This window comes from Clostridium weizhouense (assembly GCF_019431045.1).
Taxonomy (GTDB): Bacteria; Bacillota; Clostridia; order Clostridiales; family Clostridiaceae; genus Clostridium; species Clostridium weizhouense.
Genome location: NZ_JAHXPT010000009.1, coordinates 61,536 through 87,175 on the forward strand (window position 1 = coordinate 61,536; position 25,640 = coordinate 87,175).

Sequence of the window (25,640 nt, forward strand, 5' to 3'; positions counted from 1 at the left end):
AATTAATTATGATATATATGATAGATACAGCAAACGTTGAAGAAATTAAAGATGCTATGGAATATTATCCACTTAGTGGAGTAACAACAAATCCAAGCATTCTTTCTAAGGAAAATAAAGACCCAATAAGTTTATTAAAAGAAATTCGTACTGTTGTTGGGGAAGAAACAATGATACATGCACAAGTTATCTCTATCTCTACTGAAGGTATGATCAAAGATGCAGAGTATTTAAAAGAAAATATAGGAGGAAACTTATATATTAAGATTCCAGTTACAAAGGATGGGATTAAAGCTATAAAAATTCTTAAGTCAAAGGGTTTTAATATAACTGCTACAGCTATATTTACAGCTCAACAAGGATTAATGGCATCAGTTGCAGGGGCAGATTATATAGCTCCTTATGTAAATAGAATTGATAATTTAAGTGGTAACGGTGTATGTGTTGTTGGATATTTAATAAATATGATAAGAGAATATAATTTATCTACTAAAGTTTTAGCTGCTTCTTTTAAAAATGTTCAGCAAGTACATGAAATAAGCAAATTAGGTGGACATTCTGTTACAGTTGGAAAAGATATTTTTGATAAATTAATAGAACATCCAATGACTGATTGGAGTGTTGATAAATTTATAGAAGACTGGGAGAAAGCTTTTAATAGAAAATCTTTAATTTAGGCTATATTTTAAAATACCATTTCAGGCTTATACTATAAAATATCAATATTCACTTAAAACATAGTATTAATTTAATATATATTTTAATTAAGATCATTTAAATAAAAAATTTACTTATAAATAACTACACCAATTTTTAGTATAATTGTTTTATAAACAAATCTAATACTAAGAATTGGTGTATTTTTATTTTTAGTAAATTATCAAAATTTAAATTAATGTATGACTTATATTAAAATATAAGTTATAAAAATATAGACAGATAATTTACTTATAATATTTTCTTTAGATGCCTAAAAAAGGGGTAGCGTAAAAATTTGATATTTCTATAGTACTACTTGGAAAAATATTCATTAAGAAAAATAAATTTAATATTTTTCTTAATGAAATTAAAACTAAAATAAATTATTATAAATAAAAAACTAAAAAATTTATATTTTTTGATATAAAAAAATATGTTTTGTATAATTTTTAGATTGAAATAGAAAACAATTTGTAAAAATTTGCTTGAATATTTGATGTTTAAATATTACAATAATTACATAAAATATTTAAGAAAACGTTTAAAAAGAAAATTATAATTTGAAATTTATATAAGAGATAATATATTTGTATGTATAAGAGATAATATATAATTAAAAATTTAAGTATTTACTTTTTAAAAATTATTTTCGTATTAAAAAATATGATTGAAAAAAGGGGAGTTTATTATGAAAACAAAAATGCATGCAAAAACCATTGCTTTAGTACTATCAGCACTTACAATTACGCAGTTTGCTTTAGTAAGACCAACAAAAGTATATGCTACTGAGACACAAAAACAAATAATTGCTCATAGAGGGGCATCAGGATATTTACCTGAACATACGTTAGAAGCATATTCTATGGCATATGCAATGGGAGTAGATTATATAGAAGCAGATGTTAATATTACTAAAGATGGTATTCCAGTAGTAATGCATGATACTCATTTAGATACTACAACTAATGTAGCCAAGCTTTATCCAGAAAGAAAACGTTTAGATGGAAGATATTATATAGTAGATTTTACATTAGCTGAAATTAAAAAACTTAGTGTACATGAACGTATAGACCTTGCAACAGGAAATCCTGTTTTCAAAGATAGATTCATTTTAGATAATTCTCATTTTGAAGTACCAACTTTAGAGGAAGAAATTCAATTAATTCAAGGTCTTAATAAAAGTACAGGACGTGATGTAGGAATATATCCAGAATTAAAGTTTCCTAAATTTTATAAAGAAAATGGGTTTGATATAGGTGAGATAACTTTAAAAATGCTTGATAAATATGGGTATAACCAAAAAGATGCAAAGTGTTATATTCAATGTTTTGATCCAACTTATTTAAAGAATTTTAAGGAAACCTTAAAGCCTAAATGTAAATTAGTTCAATTAATAGGTCATTCAGATTGGGATGATAATAAAGGTGATGATGTTCCATATTTACTTTCAGCTAAAGGATTAAAAGGAATATCAAAATATGCTGATGGTGTAGGACCATCTATAGACCAAATATTAGATGAAAATGGAGAACAAAAAAAGAGTGAGTTAGTTTGTAATCCAAACTTTGTAAAAGATGCACATGATAACAATCTTGAGATACATCCATACACAGTACGTAAAGATGATCTACCTAAGTATGCTAAAAATGCAGACGAATTTATTAGAAAATTATTATTTGATGTTAATGTAGATGGACTATTCTCAGATTTTGCTGATATAGGAGTACAAGCAAAGAATGAAGGCCTATTAAAAAAATAATAACAATAAATAAGCTATGTTTTAAGTAAAACTAATGCCAGTTAATTTTTACATTATAATATAAGCACAGCTAATAAATAAAATTTATTAAAAATATAAAGTAGCTCTTACTTAAATTTCAAGGTAAGAGTTACTTTTATTATTTTACTAAGAATTTTTACTAAAAAAATTTAATATTGGTACGATAATATAAGATGGTAGTATTTTAGTTTAATTATAATAATTTAACTAAAAAATTTGTTTAAGTATGAAAATTGTATAATATTTCATAATGTTGTATCATAGACAAAGAAAGATTTTAAAGTGATTTTAATATCTTTATTACAAAATAATCATATGCCGTACCATTATTCCAGTACTACGTTTGGAAAGGATGCATGGCTAAAAAAAATCGTGGCACCACAGTCGTCTTGGCGATTTTTTTTAATAGCAAAACAGTAAAACGGGACGAAAATCTCATTTAGGGTTATTAAATTTATATAAAAAGTTTTAATAATTAAATTTAATAAAAGTAATAAATGATTAAAATTTGGATTGGAGGGATTTTTTGTACTCAATTATTTTAGTAGAAGATGATTTTATGCAAAGGACTATTTTAAAAAAAATGTTAACTTCTACATATGATTTTGTAAAAGTTTATGAAGCGGATAGTGAAAGTGGTGCTTTAGAAATAATAGAAAATAATGAAATTAATATGTTTATAATAGATATTAGTTTAAAAGAATCTTCAGGGTTGGATCTTGCAAAAAAGATTAGAAATATTCCTAAATATGAATTTAATCAAATAATTTTTTTAACGACTCATATTGAATATATAACTCAAGCATTTAAACAAGTACATTGTTATGATTATATACTAAAACCATATGATAAAGATGATGTATATGCTATGCTGAATAAGATTATACTTAATGAAAATAAAAAAACTTTAGAAGATAATAAAGAAATTGTTGTAACATTAAAATGTGGAATATATATTGGAATAAAGATAAAAGAGATTGTTTTTATTGAAGTGAAAGGAAAAAATTGTGATATACATACTCCAACAGGTACATATACAGTTACTAAGACAAGTTTAAAAAAAATAATGGAATTAATTGATTCTGAGAATATACTGCAAAGTCATAGAGCTTTTGCTATAAATGTAGATTACATATCTAAAATAGAGAAGGTAGATAGTAAGTTAAGTATTATATATTTTAATGGAACTTCTGAACAAGCATTTTTAGGGTATAAATTTAAAAAGAATGTTATAGATCAATTCAAAAAAGGTAAAGTGATATTATGTTAACTAGTTTTATTATAAATGGTCTAGATACGATTAATATATTGTATTTATATACAAGCCTTATTAAAAAAAATAACAATATATTTAAACTATTATTAACAATATTACTTATTTCTATTGCAGTTACAATTACTGAACAATTAGGATGCAACTTTATTTTTATATATGCAATAAATATTATAATAATTAAACTTATGTATAAAGAAAATATAAAAGAAATAATATTAAAATTCTTTTTGATAATTCTTATAGATATAATTTTACAATCAATATTTGCTTTAGTAGTTAATCAATTCATCTATAATTATTCAATTGTGGCAATTATTGTTGAGTTTATAATCTTAGTAGGAATAGTTATATTATCTAAGTTAAATTTATTAAATATTAATTTTAAACCTGTAGATAATGGTATAGTAATTTATTTAATATCAATATTTAGTATATATTCTATAGTCTTTAAATTTATTTGGGATTATGATAATAGAATAATTTTAAATAATTTATTAGTAATTTTTTTAATAATGAGTGTATTAGTTATTTCTCAAATATTGATATATAGTTATCTTATTAAATTAGTAAAAGAAAAAGAAAAATTAAAGCTTTCAAATGAATATAATGTTGTTATTAATGAAATAGTAGAAGAAATAAAAAGAAGGCAACATGATTTTGTTAATTACAAAAATACAATAAAAGGTATAGTAGAAGTTTTAGATGAAAAAGAAATAAAACCTGCAATTATTAAATATATAAAAGGTGAAGATGTATCAGATAATAATATAAATAATCTTATATATATTGATAATTTTATTATTAAGTCTATAATATACAGAAATATATGTAGAGCTAAACAATACAATATTAATTTAAAATATGAAATCCAAAATAATGTTTTAGATGATATTTTAAATTATCATGAAATTTCTAATTTATTAAGTAATTTATTAAATAATGCTTTTGATGAAGTTATACAAAATGGGTGTAATAAAAAAAATATAGAAATTAAGATTTTCACTGTAATGAATGAATCACATTTGATTATTAAAAATCAAGTTACTAACCCTAATAACATTGATATAAGTAAAATATTTAAAAAGGGATATTCAACTAAGGATCATGATAAAAGAGGTTATGGATTATATAATGTGCAAGAAATAGTTAATTCACATAAGGGACACATAAAAATAAACATAGAATCTGACGAGATTATCTTTGATATTTGTTTTAATAATTTTTAATGCCAGTTCGCCCTTATACTAGAATATCAACACTGTTTTAAAACATAACGTAAGAAAAAAATAAAGAAAAAATTATATTATTTAATGTACTGTAAAATGATACCTATAGAGTAGATACTTAGAAAAAAGTGTCTTTCTATAGGTGTTTTTTTATATTTGATTAAAGTTTGGATTATTATTTTTACCAAATAGTTTTACAAAAAGAAGAGAACCTAAAAGAATTAAAAAAATACCTAATAGATCAAAGCATAAAGGTTGATGAACTACTAAATCAGTATTTAAATTAAAACCTGTTATATTGATATTAAATATATATGTAAGTATGCGATGTAAAGAATTAGATAAGAAATGAGCAAATATATTTGAAAAAAGAGAATTAGTTTTAATATAAATCCAAGCAAAAAATAAACTACTCCAAAATGCTTGAAATGATTGACCTATTTCAAAGTGCATAAGTGAGAAAAATAAAGATGATATGATAATAGAAGTAAGTTTACTGTAGTTTTTTAAATACCCATTTAGTATTATACCCCTAAAAATTAATTCTTCTAAAATGGGAGCGATGATAACAGGAATTATTATAGCGGCTATAAACATATTCTGGTTAGTAAATCCACTCTCTAAAGTATTGTGACCATGATTACAATTAGAACAAATTGATTGGATTATATTATCAAATTCTGATAATATAATATTCATTCCAGTTGAAAAAATAGCTATTGAAATTAGAACTACAGGAGAGATTTTTTTAAATGAAAAAATATCCTTATATAAAAGTTTACTTTTTTTTGTAGCATAAAAAATAATAAAACCTTCACTTAAAATAATCATAAATATTTCAGCATAAGGGGTGTTAATAAAATCTGTATTATATAAATTATCAATAAACTGAATAATGGCATATGAAAAACCAAATAACGCGAGCATGATAATTAAAAGTCTTATACTATCTAAAATAGTAGGATAAGTTTTAGTCTTAGTCATTATAAATGTACTCCTTGTATAGAAAATTTATTTATTATTTATATATAATCAGTTTTGTGTTTTACTTAATGGAATTTTTAATATTATGAAAAATGTTATAATGAAAATTATTATACTAGTTATGCCTTTATAAAAACCTTTAGCAAAATCTTTTGCATTATCATAACCGTGATCCCTCAAATCTTTATAAATATGTTTAGCACCATCATAAAGGTCATCAATACCGATAAGACTCTTTTTTTTACCACCTTCTATTTTTAAAAGTTCATTTTCATTTAAAGTTAACATTTTCAATCACTCCTAATTATAAATTTTAAATAGATGTTTAATAAGCTGGAGTACAGCCAATGGTATGTCTCCAAACGTAATTTGCTGCTCTGCTAATATCACGTCCGACTTTATATCCAAAATCCGTATCTTTTTTACTACCACCATTTATTTCTGAAATTTCATCTAAAGAAAGTTCTGTTAATGATTTATTTAAAGCATTCATAGTTATTCCTCATTTCTATAATATTACAAAATTTTTTGTTTTATATTCTTTCGCGATAGAATATTTAAATAAGTTTTATATTATATAATAATTAAAATTAAATTCAGATATCTAAGTTCATATACAATATTTACATAAAAAAGAGAAAAAGTTAATAATTTATACTTAAAAGATATAAATTAAGAACTTAAAAGGCCTAATTGAGTGTATTAACAATAGAAAAATATGTTTTATTCCCCAAAATGTAATCTTTATGATTATAGTATTGAATTTATAATAAAATATGTTATAAATTTCATAGTATTTAATTAAAATATATACTATTAAAGAATCTGTTATGCTGAATAGTTACTAAGTATTTTTATTTTTTAAAAATTTCCATATTACAATTCCAAATAATGATCCACCTAATAAGGAGAATATTAATATATTAATTACTGTACTAATTATAAAACTTTTTATTGAATGTATATTAGAATCAACAAGTAACATTAATATAGAATATAAAATACCTGTAGGAATTCCCCATCTAACAATTCCATATTTTAAGATAAACTTTTTTATCCCAATGTCTTTAATATTATTCCAAGTTAGGGTATTGTTATTTTCAAAAATAACTTTATCATCTGATAGATAATCTAAATATATCCATTTTGAAGGAAAAAATAAATAGAATAAGACAAACAACTGTTTTAGTCCACTTATTGTACTTCCACATACTAAACTTACTTCTTGCTCTTTAGTTAAATTTAAATTTAATTTTTTACTTTTACACCAATCAATTTTCATATAGATTTGGTGATAACCTTATGAAACTTCAAATATTTTTTTTCACTATCATTAATTGAACTTATTTTTTCTTCATCCATATAAATATCGTATTCTCTCATGCGATTAATTCTTTGAGAGGTTCTTGAAATTATTATTTTAGGCATATATATCACCTCCAATTATATATGTAATCATCAACTATTCTTAATTAATGAATAATGTATACTAAATATGTGTAATCTAGATTTCAAATTAATTCTTTTTATATGTAATAATGGATATTAAATATAGCATAATTGCAATTATAAGTATAAATAATTGTATTAAAGTTAGATAAGACATTAAATTAGAATTTAGTATTTTATCTAAAAATAGTATTCTACAAAAATCTATAAAAAAGAAAATTGATAAAAGTAGTAATTTTATATTTCTATCAGTTTTGTAATAATATAGAATTGATAAAAATATAATGAGTTTTATTACAATATTCATGTAAATATCTCCCAAACTAGTATTAGTTTATAATAATAGATTATTTTCTAAATTATAGTTATAATAGTTTTTTATTTAAACACAATCAATTAAATAGCATGTTATAGAAATGCTCAAAATATATAAAGTGAAATTGATATTTTTAGGGTGCATTAAAAAATTTTAAGTAATACCATAGATTCAGTAATTATAATAATGAAAACTAATATAAATCTTAAATTATTTATAAACGTAATAACTTAATAAGAAGATATATATTAACAAGCTATATGAAAAAGGAATTTTCTTCATATAGCAATAAATCTAATACAGCCCCATATTTGAATAATCTTACAACTAAATAAAATAAAAAACTTTAATAAACTTTATTTAGTTGAGTATTACTTTTCTAGATAATTTATTTTAATTCTTCTGGATAATCAGGTTCACCAAATAATCCTAAACAAGATGTATTAGATATTAAATCAAATAATCTAATTAATACTGTTGAAAAAACTCTTGCAGATCTTTGCATTTGAAATTCCTCCTTTTATGTTAAGTATAATTACTTGAAGTATTTGTAAAAATATGCTTAAAAATATGCAATTACATATTTTTGTATTAGATAATCTAAAAAATAAAATACTCCAAAAAGTAAGCGATATTAAAGATAATATTTTTAACAGCCTTTTATTTTTTATAGGTCTTTTTCCATTATTACATGGAGCAAAAATTAAAGTAGTAATAATTGAAAAGATAAGAAATAATAAATAAAAATTAGTATGCAATTTAATTGGCAAGTTACTAAAAAATAATATGCTTAAAAAATAAATTACACTACATATTAAACATGAACTAAAAGTTTTACAGTGAATGCCACCAAAGAAAAATCTTATTGAAATTAAAATAATAAATGAAAATAAAAAAATAGATAATTCATTTAAACTTAAAAATATTAAGAATAAAATTAAAAATTTACTTAAATCACCTAAGATTACTTGAAGCGAATATTGTATTTTTAGTAAATCATTTTTGGTTAAAGCAGTGTTATTTTTAGCTAGGTATTCAGATATTAAATTTGATAATGTTTTTAACATTTTAACCTCACTTGTATTATAAGAAAAAAATATATATAACATTATAACTCATTATGTAAATTTATCAAATAAATATAATATTATCTAATATTAACATATTATTCTGATTTTTATATTTAAAAAATTAACATAATGAATAATATTATTAAAAATATATAATTTAAGGGTAAAAAATCTGTTAATCTAATGCTTCTAAAATAGAAAAGTATAAAAATCGACAAAAGTATAATTTCATTGAAGCTTTTTTAAATATAATTAATATATTTTTAAAAAATATTAAAAAATTTACTTTGAGTACGATAATAATAGTGTAGTGATATGGTTGGGCTTATTTAGAATAGATTGGAGTGTGATGTTTAAGATTATGTATTGATAATAGTGTAGAGTATATGGAAATAAGCATTTTTTATTAAATGTTAATTTTTACATATGAATTTAACAAAGGAAAAGTGATAGTATGTTAGAGAGTTTAGTAATAAATAGTATAGATTCAATTAGTGTGATTTATTTATGGACATGCCTAACTAAAAATAATAATAACTTATATAAATTATTTTTTAGTATAATTAGTTCTTCTATTATACTTACAGTAAATGAGCATTTTAATTTAACTTTTCTTATATCATATATAGCTATTATTACATTGCTTGTAGTTATATATAAAGAAGGCTTGAAAAATACTGTACTAGTATTTCTTTTAGTACTATTTGTAGATATAATTTTACAATTAATGTTTTCTTTAATTATTGGTAGATTTATAAATGCTTATACGACTCAGGGAATGATTGTTGAATCATTAATATTGATTATAATAATTATATTTTCAAAGACAAAGTTCTTAAGGAATAAGATTAGTTTTGATAATATAGAGAATAATATTTTAATATATTTAATTTCAATATTTTGTGTATATGTTATAGTCTTTAAGTTTATTTGTGAATATGATAGCAGAATAATTTTAAATAATACTTATATGACGATAATTATAGTAGGTATATTATTTATTTCGCAAATATTAATATACCTATATCTTACTAAAGTAATAAAGGAAAAAGAGAAGTTAAAGCTTTCAAGTGAATATAATAATATTATTGATGAGATAGTCGAAGAAATAAAAAGAAGGCAACATGATTTTGCTAATTATAAAAATACAATAAGAGGTATAGTGGAAGTTTTAGATGAAAAAGAAATAAAACAAGCAATTACCAATTATGTAAAAGATGAAGATACATATGATAATAATATAAATGAGCTTATATACATAGAAAATGTGGTTATTAAATCTATAATATATAGAAGTGTATGTAAAGCGAAAAAGTATCATATTAATTTTCACTATGAGATAGAAAATTATGTTCTTGATGATATATTGAATTACCAAGAAACTTCTAATCTATTAAGCAACTTATTAAATAATGCTTTTGATGAAGTTTTAAAGAATGAATGTAATGAAAAAAATATAGATATTAAGATTTTTTCTGAAATAAATAAATCACATATAGTTATTAAAAATCAAGTAGTTAATTCAGAAGATATTAATCTAAATAAAATATTTAAAAAGGGATATTCAACTAAAAGTAATGATACAAGGGGCTATGGATTGTATAACGTACAAGAGATAGTTAATTTGCATAAAGGGTATATTAAAATAAGGGTAGAAGATGATGAAATTATCTTTGATATTTATTTTGATAATATTTAATTTAAGTTAAATAATCCCAAAAATGAACTTAAATCATTTGTTTTGGTGCATTAAAGAGAAGAAAAAAGGAATAAAAAGAATAATTAAGCAGAAACAATACATTAAATGCAGATAAGTTATTTATTTGCCGTTGGTGTATTGTTTTTTGAATTTAGAAGAATAAAGGTTTACTTAATACATATCTTATGTAAATATATAGGTACAAGATAACTATTCAGCTTAAAAATAATCCGAATTTTAATTATATCTGTTTTGCGACAAAATTTCGATTATTACCATTAATTATCATGTTGATTTCATAAGAGTTTAACTCAAATACATATGTCGACATTAAATAAGTTAAACGATTATTTGTATATTAATATTTCAATAATAAGTAAGATCAATCCTTCAGCTGGATAGTTATTAAACAAAAAAACATTACAAAGTCATAAGAATGTATTTTCTTATGACTTTTTTTATATAAAAATTTATAATATAAAAACTCCCAAAGGTATAAAGTTTATACTTTTGGGAGATTGTTTTTTAAAATTATAGTTTATATTCAATAACAGGAGTTTTTCCACAAGAAACTGTTTGATTAATTATTGGATTTAACATTTTTAATTTATCATGGTTAACTATAAGTACAGGAGTTATTAGAGAAATTCCTTTTGATTCTATGAAAGTCCTATTTACTTTTAAGATAGGAGTTCCAGCTGTTACTTTAGTGTTTACTTTTTGTAAAACTTCAAATCCTTCTCCATTTAATTCAACAGTTTCTAAACCTACATGTACTAATAATTCAATTCCCTCATCAGTAGTCATTGCAAAGGCATGTTTACTATCCATTATCAGTGTTATTGTACCATCACAAGGAGCAACTACTGTATCTCCTGTAGAGTCTATAGCAACACCGTCACCTGCCATTTTTTCTGCAAATACTGGATCTGGAACTTTATCAAGACTTATTGTTTGTCCAGAAATTGGTGCTATAATATGTAGTGGTTTTTTTAAAAAATTAAACATTATTTATTACCATCCTTATATAATATATTTAGATTGATTAAGGTAACCTATAACCCTTTATTAACTGTATATTTATACAATTCTTTTTTTAGTTAAATGTTTACATTGGACCTGTGATACTAAAAATAATATATTAATGAGCATCAAGATGTGTTAATGAGAGTGTAACAATATGGATTAATAAGATACTAATATATTATTTTTAAAATTATATAATCTTTATGACTAATTCACATAAGGTACAATAACCCAAATAACATATTAACAATGCTTGTGCATTATTGTATTTTAATGTGATTAATTCTAATTTTAAAGATAGATTAAAGTAAAAACAATAGTATATCTGCAAGGTGTGAAATTTCACATAAATAATAACAAATACCAATGTATGTGAAAAAGAACTACATGTCCAAAAGTTATTGTAAACGTAATCTTGTGGTGATAATATAAACACAACAAAGCAATACAACAGTAGAAAAATGATGAGGGGGAAAACGTTATGATGCAAAAAATCCAACGATTTGGTGGCGCTATGTTTACACCGGTATTATTATTTTCATTTTCAGGAATAATGGTAGCACTATCAATATTATTTAAAAATCCTGATTTGATGGGTTCGATGGCAACAAAAGGAACTATGTGGTACAACATTTGGTACGTAATAGAAGAAGGATGTTGGACAGTATTTAGACAATTACCGTTATTATTTGTAATTGGACTTCCAATAGGACTAGCAAAGAAAAACAATGCACGTGCTTGTTTAGAATCATTGGTTATATACATCACTTTCAATTATTTTATGGCAGCGATGCTTAATTTATGGGGACCATCATTTGGTGTTGACTATAGCTTAGAACCAGGTGGAACAAGTGGACTAGCAATGATTGCTAACATAAAAACATTGGATCTAGGAATGATTGGAGCAATACTAATTTCAGCAATTACAGTATTCATTCATGACAAATATTTTGATACAGAATTACCAGAATGGTTAGGGGTATTTAAAGGATCATCTTTTGTATGCATAATTGGATTCTTTGTAATGATACCAGTTGCATTAGCATTATGTTTCATATGGCCAATTATCCAAGGTGGAATTAATTCAATGCAAGGTTTCTTAAAAGTTTCAGGAGTATTTGGAGTTTGGATATATACATTCTTAGAACGTATATTGATACCAACAGGATTACATCATTTTATTTACACACCATTTATATTTGGACCAGCAGTTGTTAATGAAGGAATTCAAAGTTATTGGCCAGCTCATATACAAGAGTTTACTAATACAGCTCATACATTAAAAGAAATGTTTCCAGAAGGTGGATTTGCTTTACATGGATTATCAAAAGTCTTTGGTTGTACAGGTATAGCATTAGCAATGTATGCAACAGCAAAACCAGAAAAGAAAAAGATAGTAGCAGGACTTTTAATTCCAGCAACATTAACAGCAGTATTTGCAGGAATTACTGAACCACTTGAATTTACATTCTTATTTATTGCACCAGTATTATTTTTAGTACATGCATTATTAGCAGCAACATTAGCAGCAACATCATTTGCATTTGGAGTAACAGGTAACTTTGGATCAGGTTTAATAGATTGGGCAGCTCAAAATTGGCTTCCATTATTTAAATATCATCCAGGAACTTATATAACTCAAATAATAATAGGATTAATATTCACAGGAATTTATTTCTTTGTATTTAGATTCTTAATACTTAAGTTTGATTTTAAAACTCCAGGACGTACAGATAGTGAAGAAGAAAAGCTATATAGAAAAGCTGATTATAAAGCTAAAAAGAATCAAGAAAACTCATCACAAGGAGAAGATGCTAGAGATGTTAAAGCAAAAGCATTTTTAGAAGCTTTAGGTGGAAAAGACAATATTCAAGATGTTACTAATTGTGCAACTAGACTTAGAGTTACAGTAAAAGATCCAAGCTTAGTAAAAGATACAAGTGTATTTGTAGCAGCTGGAGCACATGGCTTGGTTAATAAAGGAAAAGCAATACAAGTTATAGTAGGATTATCAGTACCACAAGTTAGGGAAAGATTTGAATCATTACTATAAAGTTTAGAATAAGATTTTAAGGGTATGTTTTAAATTAACATTATACTTAAAACATACCCAAACTTAAAAGTTAAATATATGATTAAAGCTATAAACACAATAAATCATATTATATAAATAATAAATACAAAATATATAAATATAAAATAAAGATTAAATTTAATAAAATATAGTAATTTTAGGAGGAATGAAAAATGAAAAAATTCTCAGTAGTAATAGCAGGCGGTGGAAGTACATTTACACCAGGAATAGTATTAATGTTACTTGAAAACTTAGAAAAGTTCCCAATTAGAAAGATTAAATTTTATGATAATGATGCTGATAGACAAGATAAAGTTGCTAAGGCATGTGAAATAATATTAAAAGAAAGAGCACCTGAAATAGAATTTATGCAAACAACAAAACCAGAAGAAGCATTTACAGATATTGATTTTATAATGGCTCACATTAGAGTTGGTAAATATGCAATGAGAGAATTAGATGAAAAAATTCCATTAAAATATAATGTATTAGGTCAAGAAACTTGTGGACCAGGAGGAATTGCATATGGAATGCGTTCAATTGGTGGAATACTTGAAATAATTGATTATATGGAAAAATATTCTCCAAATGCATGGATGTTAAATTACTCTAATCCAGCAGCAATAGTTGCAGAAGCTACTAGAAAATTAAGACCAAACTCAAAGATATTAAATATCTGTGATATGCCAGTTGGAATTGAAGAACATATGGCTAAAATAGTTGGATTATCTTCAAGAAAAGAAATGGAAATTAAATACTTTGGATTAAATCACTTTGGTTGGTGGACAAGTATTAAAGATAAACAAGGAAATGACTTAATGCCAAAGATAAAAGAACATGTTGCTAAATATGGATATAATGTTGATGTTGAAGAATACCAACATACAGATGCTAGCTGGAATGATACTTTTGGAAAAGCAAAAGATGTATTTGCAGTAGATCCAACAACTTTACCAAACACATATTTAAAATACTACTTATTCCAAGATTATGTTGTAGAACATTCTAATAAAGAATACACTAGAGCAAATGAAGTTATGGATGGAAGAGAAAAATTTGTATTTGGAGAATGTGAAAAAGTTGTAGAGAAAGGAACAGCAAAAGGATGTGAATTACATGTTGATGAACATGCTTCATATATAGTTGATTTAGCTAGAGCTATTGCATATAACACTAAAGAAAGAATGTTATTAATAGTAGAAAATAATGGAGCTATTGAAAACTTTGATAAAACAGGAATGGTTGAAATACCATGTATAGTTGGAAGTCAAGGACCAGAACCATTAGTTGTTGGAACTATTCCTCAATTCCAAAAAGGATTAATGGAACAACAAGTTTCAGTAGAAAAATTAACAGTTGAAGCATGGGCAGAAGGTTCATATCAAAAATTATGGCAAGCAATTACATTATCAAAGACAGTACCAAGTGCGAAAGTTGCAAAACAAATTCTTGATGATTTAATTGAAGCTAATAAAGAATATTGGCCAGAATTAAAATAAAAGTTAAATTTATCAAAATTTCTTACAAAATAACTAAAATGTAATTAGGTAGAGGTTGCTTGAATTTGAATTATTCAAATAAGCAACCTTTCTTTTGAGGAATTATGTCATTTTCAAACTCTGAAATGTTGATAAAATTTAATGGTATTAAGGTATTTTTGAATTGACAATAGATGATGGACAATTGACAATGTAGGATGAAATCACCTTGTAATTTCTAAATATATATTAAAGAAAGCCTATGGCTTTCAAGCATAATTATCTATTGTCAACTATCAATTGAAACATGGAACAGCAACGTTCTCAGCTTATAGCATATAGAATAAATATAAATAATATATATTATTTATATTTATTTGATATAATTATAATAGCTGGGGAGGTGTCAGAGATGAGGTTAGAAGAGGTAGTAAATAATAATTATTCAAAACTTAATGAAAATGATTTGTATATTTTAAAGTTTATATGTAGTAATAAAAAGAAGTGTCGAAATATATCTATAAATGACCTTGCTGATAATTGTAATGTATCAAGGACAACAATTTTAAGATTCACTCAAAAATTAGGTTTTAAGGGATATAGTGAATTTAAAGTATTTTTAAGGTGGGAAGAACAAGAAGAAGAAAATACTGAAGAAGACTATGTAAGTAAATTTTATTTAGATTTAGAAGAAACTAGAAGACATTTAGATAATAAAAAGCTTTCTGAAATCTGTGAATTAATACAAAATGCTGATAGGGTATTTGTATATGGTACAGGAATGACTCAAACAGCAGTAGCAAAAGAAATGCAAAGAACTTTTTTAATAGTAAGCAAATATTTTTATGTAATTGAAGGAGAAACAGAATTAAAAACTGTAGTTTCAGATATAACGGATAAAGATGTGTTTATAGCAATATCATTATCTGGAAATAATGAACTTTTAAAAGGAATAACTACTATTTTTAAAATGAATAGAATTAATACTATATCAATGACTAAATTTAGTGACAATATATTAGCAAGGAATTGTAAATATAATTTATACATATCAACTGCAAAAATTAATCTTGATAAAGGTAGAGTACATGAAACAACAGCATTCTTTTTCCTTTTAGTTGATGTACTTTTTAGGCAATATTTAACTTACATAAAAACTCAATCTATGACTATTGAGGAGGAAAATAATGAAGAAAAGGGAATTGAAACAGATTAATAAAACAAATAAAGATAAATATAAGCATGAATTTTTAATATTAAGGATTATAACATTATTTCTAGAAATGACCCCAATTTTATTTTTAATATATTTATATATAAATTCATTACAAACTGGAGAAATGATCTTTAAGCAAGTTATTGAAAATCCAAGTATGACAATTGCATTTATTACTTCAATGTTAGCTCCTTTTAGTGGAATTTGTTGTGATTATTCGCTAAAAAATTTAGAGAATGATAAAAACTTACTATTATCAGAAATAATATTAGGATTAGTAGTACTTGGTCAAATTGTATTATTTAATTTAATTGCAGCATTTCCTATAATATATGTAATGTATAAAGTATTTGATAAGAAAAAAATTGATTTTAATAAATTTAAGATAGAAATAAAAAATAAAAAAGCTATAGGTAATTTAGCAATAAGTGTATTTACGATGTTTATTGTAATAATATGTACTTATGTAAGAATGAGATTGTAATCTAAATTATTGATATTATATAGATAAAATCTATTTATAGAAATTAAAATTATTATTAATAGATCTTAAATTATTTATAGTATATAGATAGTTATATAAACATATAATGATTTTTTATTTTGTTTAAACGAAAGTTGATATTAAGTATGAGTTTTATACTTAATATCAACTTTTTTATGTATAGGAAAGTATAGAATTTGAGAAGCATGAAACCTTGATAAAATATAAGTTTATGGAGAGGTTTTTGAATTGATAATGGACGATGGACAATTGACAATGTAGGATGAAATCACCGTGTGATTTCTAAAATATATACTTTTAAGAAAGTCAAAGGCTTTCAACCATAATTGTGCATTGTCAACTGTCAATTGAAACGTGGCGTAGCCACTTTTTTGTAGTATTTATTTTGAAAAAGCTTTAATTTTGTTTTCACATGTAAATCTATACAAGATTTATATTACTGCATAATAATTATTTATTAAATGATTATATAGTTACTTTTAAGGGTTACATACTTAATAAAATTTGGTATTATTGTATTATATAATATATTAAGGATTAATAATGAAAGATTATATTAAATATTTAAATATTTATTAAATAAATTTTAATAAGTAAATCAGTATGTTTTTAAAAAAGTATTATTAAATTTAATATATATATTCTAATTAAGTTATTAGATTTATAATCTTTTATATGATTTTTATAGAAAATTATATTTTTAATTAATAACATCTAGTTAGATTATATATATCATAAATTTCCTATATAAGTTCATTACTAAAATAGTTAGTTATACTTTGTTATAAATAGTCTAAGATTTATATAAATAAACAAACTTTATTGGAACTTATATATTACTTTTTTAGTTAGGAGAGATCAAATGAAAAATATTCTTTTAAAGAAGGCTGTGGCAGCAGTACTTGCAGCTACGACTGTTTTAAGTGTTGCACCGACCGGAGTTTCAGCAGCATGGAATAAAGATAATTATGGAAATTGGAATTGGATAGAAGGCAATTCTAGAGCTATAGGATGGAAGTCAATTGATGGAAAGTGGTATTATTTCGATTATAGTGGAAATATGAGAAAAGGTTGGATTAATGACTGGGGTGCATGGTATTATACAGATTCTACTGGTGTAATGCAAACAGGGATAATCGAAATTGATGGTAAGGTTTATGCTTTTGGTGGGAATGGAATTATGCAGACAGGCAATATTTCTATAAATGGTAGATCATATACATTTAATCAACAAGGTATAGCAGTAGGAGATAAAATACCAACTCCAAATAAAAGTTTTGATATAAATAACAACATCTTAGATGGGAAGTTTAAACCTCCTTATACTGAAAACGGGGAATCATGGGGAGCTAATTCAAATAATTCTTCTTATAAAGAGGATGAAGAAGATGATATATTTGATGATGTTAAGGAAGTAAAGGTTAAATTTAAAGTTACTTTTGATTCAAATGGTGGAAGTAAGGTATCATCAATAAGTGGAATAAAAGCAGGAAAAACAATAGAGTTACCAGATGAGCCTACAAAAGATGGCTATGAATTTGATGGATGGTATAAAGATGAAGATTTTGATAAGGAATTTACAGATGATACAAAAGTAAGATCTAATCTTAAATTACATGCTAAATGGGTTAAAAAGGGTTCTTCTGGTGGATCTGAATCAGGTTCAGGAAATGAAAATAATGGATCAGATAATGAACAAGTACAACTTGTAAAGGTAACTTCAAAAGTATTTACCAATGATTCAGGGGTAAGTAGCGTTAAAGTAACTGCAAATGCAAAGAATTTTGCATCTGGAACAAAAGCAACTATTGAATTAATTGATAAAATCACAGGACAAGTAGTAGAAGGAAAAACACAAACTGTAGGAATAAATAGCAATGGATATATAGGATGCACATTTACAGATATGATACCAGGAACCTTTACTGCTAAGGTAACAGTAGGAAAAGTAAGTGTAAGTTCAGAAGAGTTTAAGGTGTTATCAAAGAATGATATATCAAATACTGATATTCAAAATGCAGCAGATAATCTTAAATTAGGTGATGTAAGCTTAGTAACTTCTGATTTAAATTTACCAACAACAGGAGCATATGGAACTACAATTAAATGGACAGCTAATAATCTTGATGGAGAAACTGATAAAGTTATTACTATTGAAGAAGACTCTTCAAGTAATAACAATGTTATTGGAAAAGTAACTAGACCTGATGGAGATGGCAGTAATGTAAAAGTAAAATTAACAGCTACTATTTCAAAGGGAGATGCAACTCCTCTAACAAAAGATTTCATTGCATATGTCAAGAGATTTAATACAAAATTGGGAAAGGCAGTAGAAGGAATAAATAATGCAGTAAATATGCAAGGTGATGAAGATGCAAAAATATTAGCAGTTAAGGAAAAATTAACTCAAGATAATATGTTATCTATTGGAGTAAGCGAAGCTCAATATAATAAGTATAAAGATTTAGAATTGACATCTGATAAAGAACAAGTTTATCAATTAGGTGTTGCAAAGGCAGTTTATGCTGATATAAAATCTAGAAATTATATATCAGGAAATTCTAATGAAAATGTATATAAAAAAGAACTTGAAAGTGAAGCAATAGGAATTTCAAATATATTTAATATGGCTGTTATAAATCAATCTAGATCAAAACAGGAAAATGACAATAAAACAGAATCAGATAAGAAATTAAAAGAGGCAAAAGAAAAATTAACGAAAGCTATTAATGACCAATATTCTGATGGAGTTTCAAGAACCACTTTAAAAGCAAAGCAAGAAGAAAATACTAAAGAAAGTTGGAATAGATATATTTTAGCATTAACAAATGCAAAAGAAGTTGAAAGTAATGATAATGCTGTTTTATCAAATGTAGAGGGTGCAATAAACTATTTAAATTCATCTAAGGATGCATTAACAGGTGCTCATTTAGTAACTGTTAATATTTATAAAAACGATGATGTATGGACTGATTTTTATAAAGATATGAGTTTCCAAAAAGGATTATCTACTCCAATAAAAGCAGATCGTGGAGGAGAAAGTTCATATAAGGCAACATTAACTAAAGGAGAGTATAAGATATTAGTTGATGGAAAGCCTACAGGAAAAACTATAACTGTACCAGATACTATATCTGACAATAAATTGCCTGAAGAAAATTTATATTATTATACAGTAAAATATGAAATGAAAAACTCAGATATAACAAAGGGTGAAATTATTGCTAAGTATGGTAATACCTTAACTGGTTATTTATCTGTTAAATCTGGAGACGCTGTACTTTATGATTCTAATAATGATTTAGTGCTTACAATGAATGCTAATAGTAATGAGACAAAAGAATTTACTTATTTATGGAGTAGTATAGATGGTAAAAAAGAATCAGAATCTGCTTCATATTCAATTTCAGATTTAAAAGTACATGGGAAGGTAGACCTTGTTTGTAATGTGTATCCAAATGAAGTGATAATAAGTAATATTAAAGGTATGGCAGCTAATGATAATTCAGGTAATGCTACAGTTACTGCAAAGGTATATAAATATGAAAGTCAAAATGCAAAGGTCGAATTATTTAAAGATGGTGCTTTAATTGCTGCAAAGAATGGATCTGATGTGAAGATAGATGAAGATGGAAATCTTACAACTGATTTTATAGGATTAGGAAAAGGGGCATATAAAGTAAAAATAACAATAGGAGCATTAGAACGTGAATCATCAGGATACTTCTATGTTAATAAGATAGCTCAAGAGGTTTTAGATGGAGTGAATGCTATTAATGATGCAATGAAAAAAGATGCTGGGGATACTAAATATTCAAATCTTGTTAACTTATTTAATACAGATGGATTCAGCAAATCTGCACAAGCTCTTGGATTAAATAAATCAGATTATGCAAATTTAATTGAATTAACTAATAAATATACAACAGAAGTTGCTAAAAGTGTTTATAGACCATTAGAGTATACCGTAGATGAAGTTGGAATCATTAGTAAGAATTTTAATAATGCAGTTATGACCCAAACAAGATTAAAGAAAAATGATGATGCTAATTTAGAAGCAACAGAAAAATTAAAAAAGGCAAGAGAAGAATTAAAAGTTACTTTAGATAATGAGATGGATGTAAACCGTACTACTTGGAAGAAAAAAGAGACAGATTACACGGAAGAAAGTTGGAGAAAATATGTACCAGCAGTAATGAATGCTGTAAAAGTTGAACAAAATCAAAACTCATCATTATCTCAAATAGAAAGTGCAACAAAAACTTTAATAGCATCAGTATTAAAAAATGGTTATGAAGCAACTATAACTATTAATAAAGATGGTAGTGCATGGGATGGAACTGGAACAATAACATTAAAGAAAAAATTAGATAATGGAAGCTTAGGAACTTCAATACCAGTAATGAATGATTCATTAGGTAAGGTAAAAACAAAGAGATTAGAAAGTGGAATTTATAATATATTTATTAATAATAAGGATATAGGAGAACAAATTGAAATAAAAGATGCAGCAAATAGTTCTACAGTATTAAATTACTATACATTTAATTGCAATTTAACTGGTACAAGCTCAATAGATATTACTAGAAGTAAAGTAAGTTTAACAGAGGTTAATAATAGATCTAATAGTACTAATACAATTAAATCAGGTGATGCAGTACTTGGTGGAAATAATGTAATTATAACAGTAACACCTTCAATGATAAGTGGAATTTCAGGAATGAACGAATTTTCCTATGATTGGACAGGGGTAACTTCAGATACTAATATAGCTACAGCGTATAAAGTATCAAGTAAATTAGATATAGGTTGTAAAATAAAGCCTAAAAATGCTGTAATAATAAATATTTTAGCTTCATCAGATGATACGGGAAAAGTAATTGTAACAGGTAAAGTGGATTGTGTAGTAGGTAAAGTTGCTACAGTTGAATTATTAAAGAGTAATTCTTCATTAAATCCACAAATTATAAAAAATGATGTTGTAATACAAAGTGATGGTACATTTAATGTAGACTTTAATGCAGCAACAAGTGGAACATATTCAGCAAAAATAACAGTAGATTCAATAACTAAGTCATCTAATAATATTGAAGTGACAAAAAAATAAATTAAAATATTAACAGTAAAAGACTTAAAGTTAGCTTATTTAAAGTTGATTTTAAGTCTTTTATAATAAGAGGAAATTATAGAATTTTTAAAGTTTGATAAACTTAAATTTTGGCTATAATTAAGGATAACTAAAGTTAAACTATATAGTTCAAATAAAGATTATTTATATGTTTGATTTTAGAGAATATATTAACGATGATCATAAAATGAGTTAATCAATATGTATTTGAACTCTTTTATATGATATAATACTTTAGGCAATATATATGATTTTAGGCACATTCAAAAAATAATAGACCAGTATGCTCGTCTGTTTTGCGTCATACTGCGTCAGTAAATTTAGTTAATAGCTCGCTATTAGTTAAACTTGCTTCCTTGTCTGACACAAAATATACAAAGCATCTTTGGTCTATTATTTTATTTCATGTACCTAACTAGATATATATTGTAATTTGCAAATATATATTTTAATATTAATATTGTATTTGCAATAAGGCACATTTCTCTTATGTGTCTAAACTCTAAAAAATCTTAAAGTGATTTTTATTACTATTAATGCGTTTTAATTATTTTTGAAGATGTTTTAAGGTTAAAATTTATATTTACTTAAAACATAATTTGATTTTAGACTTAAATAAGTTGCATTTATAATTTTGTGTTATATATGTCTACTGCAATAAACATAATTATTTTGTAATGCAAATTATATAGTGCAGCTTATATGTTTTTTTGTTTTTAGGGAATTATAGAATTTAAAAAAATATATTTTTAAAAAGCCTGTGGCTTTCAACCACAATTGTGCATTGTCAACTGTCAATTGTAAACTGAAAGATGGCACAGTCACTTTTGTTATTTAGCATTTGGAATTATATATTATTATAGTGTTTAAGATATAACTTAAGCATGATTTAAGATACAAGTAATTAAAAAAAATTAGGGAGGAATTATTTTGGCTGATTATATAAATGAAATTCAAAAGAGAAGAACTTTTGCGATTATTTCCCATCCTGATGCCGGAAAAACTACATTAACAGAAAAGTTTTTATTATATGGAGGTGCTATTAGACTTGCAGGTTCTGTTAAAGCAAGAAAAGCATCTAAACATGCAGTTTCTGACTGGATGGAAATAGAAAAACAAAGAGGTATCTCAGTTACTTCCTCTGTTATGCAATTTAACTATAATGATCATTGTATTAATATATTAGATACTCCAGGTCACCAAGACTTCTCAGAAGATACATATAGAACACTTATGGCAGCAGATAGTGCAGTAATGGTTGTAGATGCTGCAAAAGGTATAGAGGATCAAACAAGAAAGTTATTCCATGTTGCATCTTTAAGAGAAATGCCTATTTTTACTTTTGTAAATAAAATGGATAGAGAAGCTAAAGATCCATTTGGTTTACTTGAAGATATTGAAAATGAATTAGGAATTAAAACTTATCCAATGAACTGGCCAATAGGTTCAGGTAAGGAATTTAAAGGTGTATATGAAAGAGATAATAATAGAATTATAGCTTTCAATGGTGGAAATCATGGTCAAAATGAAGTTGAGGCTATAGAAGGTTCTCCAGATGATCCTAAGTTTAGAGAAATTTTAGGGGAAGCACTTCATGATAAGTTAATGGAAGATATTGAACTTCTAGACATTGCTGGAGATGATTTAGATTTAGATGCTGTAAGAAGAGGAGAATTAACTCCAGTATTCTTCGGTTCAGCATTAACAAACTTTGGTGTAGAACCATTTTTAGAACATTTCTTAGAAATGACTACATCACCACTTGCAAGAAATTCTACAGAAGGACGTATTGATCCATTTGAAGATAAATTTTCTGCATTTGTATTTAAGATACAAGCTAATATGAATAAAGCACATAGAGATAGAATTGCTTTTATGAGAATTTGTTCAGGTAAGTTTAATAAAGGTGAAGATGTATACCATATGCAAGGCGAAAAGAAAATTAAACTTGCACAACCTCAACAATTTATGGCTCAAGATAGAGAAATTGTTGAAGAAGCTTATGCAGGAGATATCATAGGGGTATTTGACCCAGGTATATTCTCAATAGGTGATACATTGTGTTCTCCATCAAAGAAATTTAAATTTGAAGGAATTCCAGTATTTGCACCAGAACATTTTGCAAGAGTAAGACCAGTGGATACTATGAAGAGAAAGCAATTTATAAAAGGTGTTACTCAAATAGCTCAAGAAGGAGCAATTCAAGTATTTAAAGAAATACATATAGGTATGGAAGAAATTATAGTTGGAGTTGTTGGTGTGCTTCAATTTGAAGTTCTTGAATATAGATTAAATAATGAATATAATGTTGATATCAAGATGGATAGATTATCTTATAGATATGTTAGATGGATTGAAAATAAAGATGTTGATATGGACACTTTAAATTTAACATCAGATACTAAGAAAGTTAAAGATCTTAAAGATAGAAACTTACTTATATTCCAAAATGATTGGGGCATAAGCTGGGCTCTAGAGCATAATAAGGGATTGGTACTTTCATCTGTAGGTAAGAGTGAAGATTAGATTTTAAATATGAAAATTAATAATACTATTTAAAATTAAATGTGTAATTAAAAGATAATAATATTGCCAATATTAGATGAAAAGTAGTAGCTTTTTAATTTTAAAAGCTACTACTTTTTTGAGTGTGTGTAAATAATTATATACCCCTGGGGTACCCCAGGGGTATGTTAGGACAAAAATCTGATTTTTATTCATAAAATTAAAAAATAAATAAAAAGTTTGTATTGACGTAGTTGTTATATAAAGAATTTTATACAATAATCGAAAATATATGGTAACATATTTTTCTATAGTTAAATTTAATGGTTTTTTACATAATCAAGGAGAAAAAAATGTTTAAAATTGTTATAATTAAATTGATATTTAATATATACTCTAATTACGTTATTACATTTTAAATTTTTTATAAAAGTTTTATAGAATTTTTAATAGAAAATTATTTGTTTAATTAATAATATCTAGTTAGAAGCATATATAATATTTAATTGATAGGAATAAATTTGGACAATCTATAAGGGGGGATAATCATGACAATTTTAGATTTATTAAATCAAACATATACTAATAATAAATTGATAGAGAAATCATTACAAATTATTAAAGAGAGTTATATAAATCTTGTAAATGATAATTATGAATTAGTTCTTAACGAGATAGGAAAATTAACTGTAAAAATGCCAAGTCTGGAAAAGAAGGATGAATATATTTATAAAGATATAAGTGAATATGAATACTCTTTAGTAATGTGTATGAGAATTTCAACTATAATTAATGAAGAAGGACATAAATATGTATTAGCTAAGTTTATGGAGATATATAAAGATAAGCTAGAACTATTTTTTAAAGATGTTAATAATGTTGACAAGCTTATGGAAAAAGTAAAAAATACTAAAAGTAAAATAGATTATATTACTTATTTTTCAATAGGAGGATCAATTTTACTTGGAATTTTTATGTTTATATTTAAAGAGCTTTCTAATAATGTAAGATATCTACTTACATTAGGAGTTACTCTATTATTTACAGTAGGGTTAGTAGAGCAATTTACTAAAGAAGCTCAAATTAAAAAAATAGTAGATGCTTATATTAGTATAATCAAAACAGACTGGTATAGAAAAGAATTAAGAAGACAATATATATTTCTTTGCAATTTTACAGGATAAAAAATAAAGGCTATCCAAATGATAT

General features: G+C 24.9%; 20 protein-coding genes. 12 read left to right on the forward strand and 8 right to left on the reverse strand.

The window, feature by feature from the left end:
* Positions 1–8 precede the first annotated feature (8 nt).
* The 4 genes from KYD98_RS11645 to KYD98_RS11660 all read left to right on the forward strand — a co-directional run bounded on the left by KYD98_RS11645 (position 9) and on the right by KYD98_RS11660 (position 4,981).
* A complete protein-coding gene (locus KYD98_RS11645) occupies positions 9–677 on the forward strand; it encodes a fructose-6-phosphate aldolase (RefSeq protein ID WP_219780211.1) in 669 nt (222 codons plus the stop codon).
* A 710-nt stretch (positions 678–1,387) separates the two neighbouring features.
* Entirely contained in the window at positions 1,388–2,458 is a 1,071-nt protein-coding gene (gene glpQ / locus KYD98_RS11650) for a glycerophosphodiester phosphodiesterase (protein WP_219780212.1), read from the forward strand.
* A gap of 547 nt (positions 2,459–3,005) precedes the next feature.
* On the forward strand, positions 3,006–3,749 hold the full coding sequence (locus tag KYD98_RS11655; RefSeq protein ID WP_219780213.1) for a LytR/AlgR family response regulator transcription factor: 744 nt from the start codon (positions 3,006–3,008) through the stop codon (positions 3,747–3,749).
* The gene (locus tag KYD98_RS11660; RefSeq protein WP_219780214.1) at positions 3,743–4,981 is read left to right on the forward strand and encodes a GHKL domain-containing protein; all 1,239 of its coding nucleotides are present in this window, start codon (positions 3,743–3,745) and stop codon (positions 4,979–4,981) included. The genes KYD98_RS11655 and KYD98_RS11660 overlap by 7 nt, the downstream gene beginning before the upstream one ends.
* 150 nt (positions 4,982–5,131) lie before the next feature.
* On the opposite strand, the gene KYD98_RS11665 is transcribed toward KYD98_RS11660, so the two are convergent.
* The 7 genes from KYD98_RS11665 to KYD98_RS11695 form a co-directional block, all read right to left on the reverse strand.
* Entirely contained in the window at positions 5,132–5,965 is an 834-nt protein-coding gene (locus KYD98_RS11665; RefSeq protein ID WP_219780215.1) for a CPBP family intramembrane glutamic endopeptidase, read from the reverse strand.
* 48 nt (positions 5,966–6,013) lie between these two features.
* On the reverse strand, positions 6,014–6,253 hold the full coding sequence (locus tag KYD98_RS11670; protein WP_219780216.1) for a hypothetical protein: 240 nt from the start codon (positions 6,251–6,253) through the stop codon (positions 6,014–6,016).
* A 37-nt stretch (positions 6,254–6,290) separates the two neighbouring features.
* A complete protein-coding gene (locus KYD98_RS11675) occupies positions 6,291–6,458 on the reverse strand; it encodes a hypothetical protein (protein WP_219780217.1) in 168 nt (55 codons plus the stop codon).
* 351 nt (positions 6,459–6,809) lie between these two features.
* Positions 6,810–7,247 carry a hypothetical protein gene (locus KYD98_RS11680; protein ID WP_219780218.1) on the reverse strand — a complete coding sequence of 146 codons (438 nt, stop codon included), beginning with the start codon at positions 7,245–7,247 and terminating at the stop codon, positions 6,810–6,812.
* A complete protein-coding gene (locus KYD98_RS11685; RefSeq protein WP_219780219.1) occupies positions 7,244–7,393 on the reverse strand; it encodes a hypothetical protein in 150 nt (49 codons plus the stop codon). The genes KYD98_RS11680 and KYD98_RS11685 overlap by 4 nt, the downstream gene beginning before the upstream one ends.
* Before the next feature lie 725 nt (positions 7,394–8,118).
* Positions 8,119–8,235, reverse strand: a complete 117-nt coding sequence (locus KYD98_RS11690; protein ID WP_219780220.1) for a cyclic lactone autoinducer peptide — start codon at positions 8,233–8,235, stop codon at positions 8,119–8,121.
* Positions 8,195–8,839, reverse strand: coding sequence for an accessory gene regulator B family protein (locus tag KYD98_RS11695; RefSeq protein WP_308462456.1), 645 nt, complete (start codon positions 8,837–8,839; stop codon positions 8,195–8,197). The genes KYD98_RS11690 and KYD98_RS11695 overlap by 41 nt, the downstream gene beginning before the upstream one ends.
* Before the next feature lie 415 nt (positions 8,840–9,254).
* On the opposite strand from KYD98_RS11695, the gene KYD98_RS11700 reads away from it, so the two are divergent.
* The gene (locus tag KYD98_RS11700) at positions 9,255–10,499 is read left to right on the forward strand and encodes a GHKL domain-containing protein (protein ID WP_219780222.1); all 1,245 of its coding nucleotides are present in this window, start codon (positions 9,255–9,257) and stop codon (positions 10,497–10,499) included.
* 531 nt (positions 10,500–11,030) lie between these two features.
* On the opposite strand, the gene KYD98_RS11705 is transcribed toward KYD98_RS11700, so the two are convergent.
* The gene (locus KYD98_RS11705; RefSeq protein ID WP_219780223.1) at positions 11,031–11,507 is read right to left on the reverse strand and encodes a PTS sugar transporter subunit IIA; all 477 of its coding nucleotides are present in this window, start codon (positions 11,505–11,507) and stop codon (positions 11,031–11,033) included.
* A 499-nt stretch (positions 11,508–12,006) separates the two neighbouring features.
* Between KYD98_RS11705 and KYD98_RS11710 the strand changes: the two genes are divergently transcribed.
* The 7 genes from KYD98_RS11710 to KYD98_RS11740 all read left to right on the forward strand — a co-directional run bounded on the left by KYD98_RS11710 (position 12,007) and on the right by KYD98_RS11740 (position 25,615).
* Positions 12,007–13,578: an alpha-glucoside-specific PTS transporter subunit IIBC gene (locus KYD98_RS11710; protein ID WP_219780224.1), complete on the forward strand. Its 1,572-nt coding sequence runs from the start codon at positions 12,007–12,009 to the stop codon at positions 13,576–13,578.
* Between the two features lie 194 nt (positions 13,579–13,772).
* Positions 13,773–15,098 carry a 6-phospho-alpha-glucosidase gene (locus KYD98_RS11715; RefSeq protein ID WP_219780225.1) on the forward strand — a complete coding sequence of 442 codons (1,326 nt, stop codon included), beginning with the start codon at positions 13,773–13,775 and terminating at the stop codon, positions 15,096–15,098.
* A 391-nt stretch (positions 15,099–15,489) separates the two neighbouring features.
* A complete protein-coding gene (locus KYD98_RS11720) occupies positions 15,490–16,293 on the forward strand; it encodes a MurR/RpiR family transcriptional regulator (protein ID WP_219780226.1) in 804 nt (267 codons plus the stop codon).
* The gene (locus KYD98_RS11725; RefSeq protein WP_219780227.1) at positions 16,265–16,777 is read left to right on the forward strand and encodes a hypothetical protein; all 513 of its coding nucleotides are present in this window, start codon (positions 16,265–16,267) and stop codon (positions 16,775–16,777) included. The genes KYD98_RS11720 and KYD98_RS11725 overlap by 29 nt, the downstream gene beginning before the upstream one ends.
* An 883-nt stretch (positions 16,778–17,660) precedes the next feature.
* On the forward strand, positions 17,661–21,905 hold the full coding sequence (locus KYD98_RS11730) for an InlB B-repeat-containing protein (RefSeq protein ID WP_219780228.1): 4,245 nt from the start codon (positions 17,661–17,663) through the stop codon (positions 21,903–21,905).
* Positions 21,906–22,856: 951 nt separating this feature from the next.
* Positions 22,857–24,452 (forward strand): peptide chain release factor 3, encoded by a 1,596-nt coding sequence (locus KYD98_RS11735; RefSeq protein WP_219780229.1) that lies wholly within the window; start codon positions 22,857–22,859, stop codon positions 24,450–24,452.
* 527 nt (positions 24,453–24,979) lie between these two features.
* Positions 24,980–25,615: a hypothetical protein gene (locus KYD98_RS11740; RefSeq protein ID WP_219780230.1), complete on the forward strand. Its 636-nt coding sequence runs from the start codon at positions 24,980–24,982 to the stop codon at positions 25,613–25,615.
* The last annotated feature ends 25 nt before the right edge of the window (positions 25,616–25,640 follow it).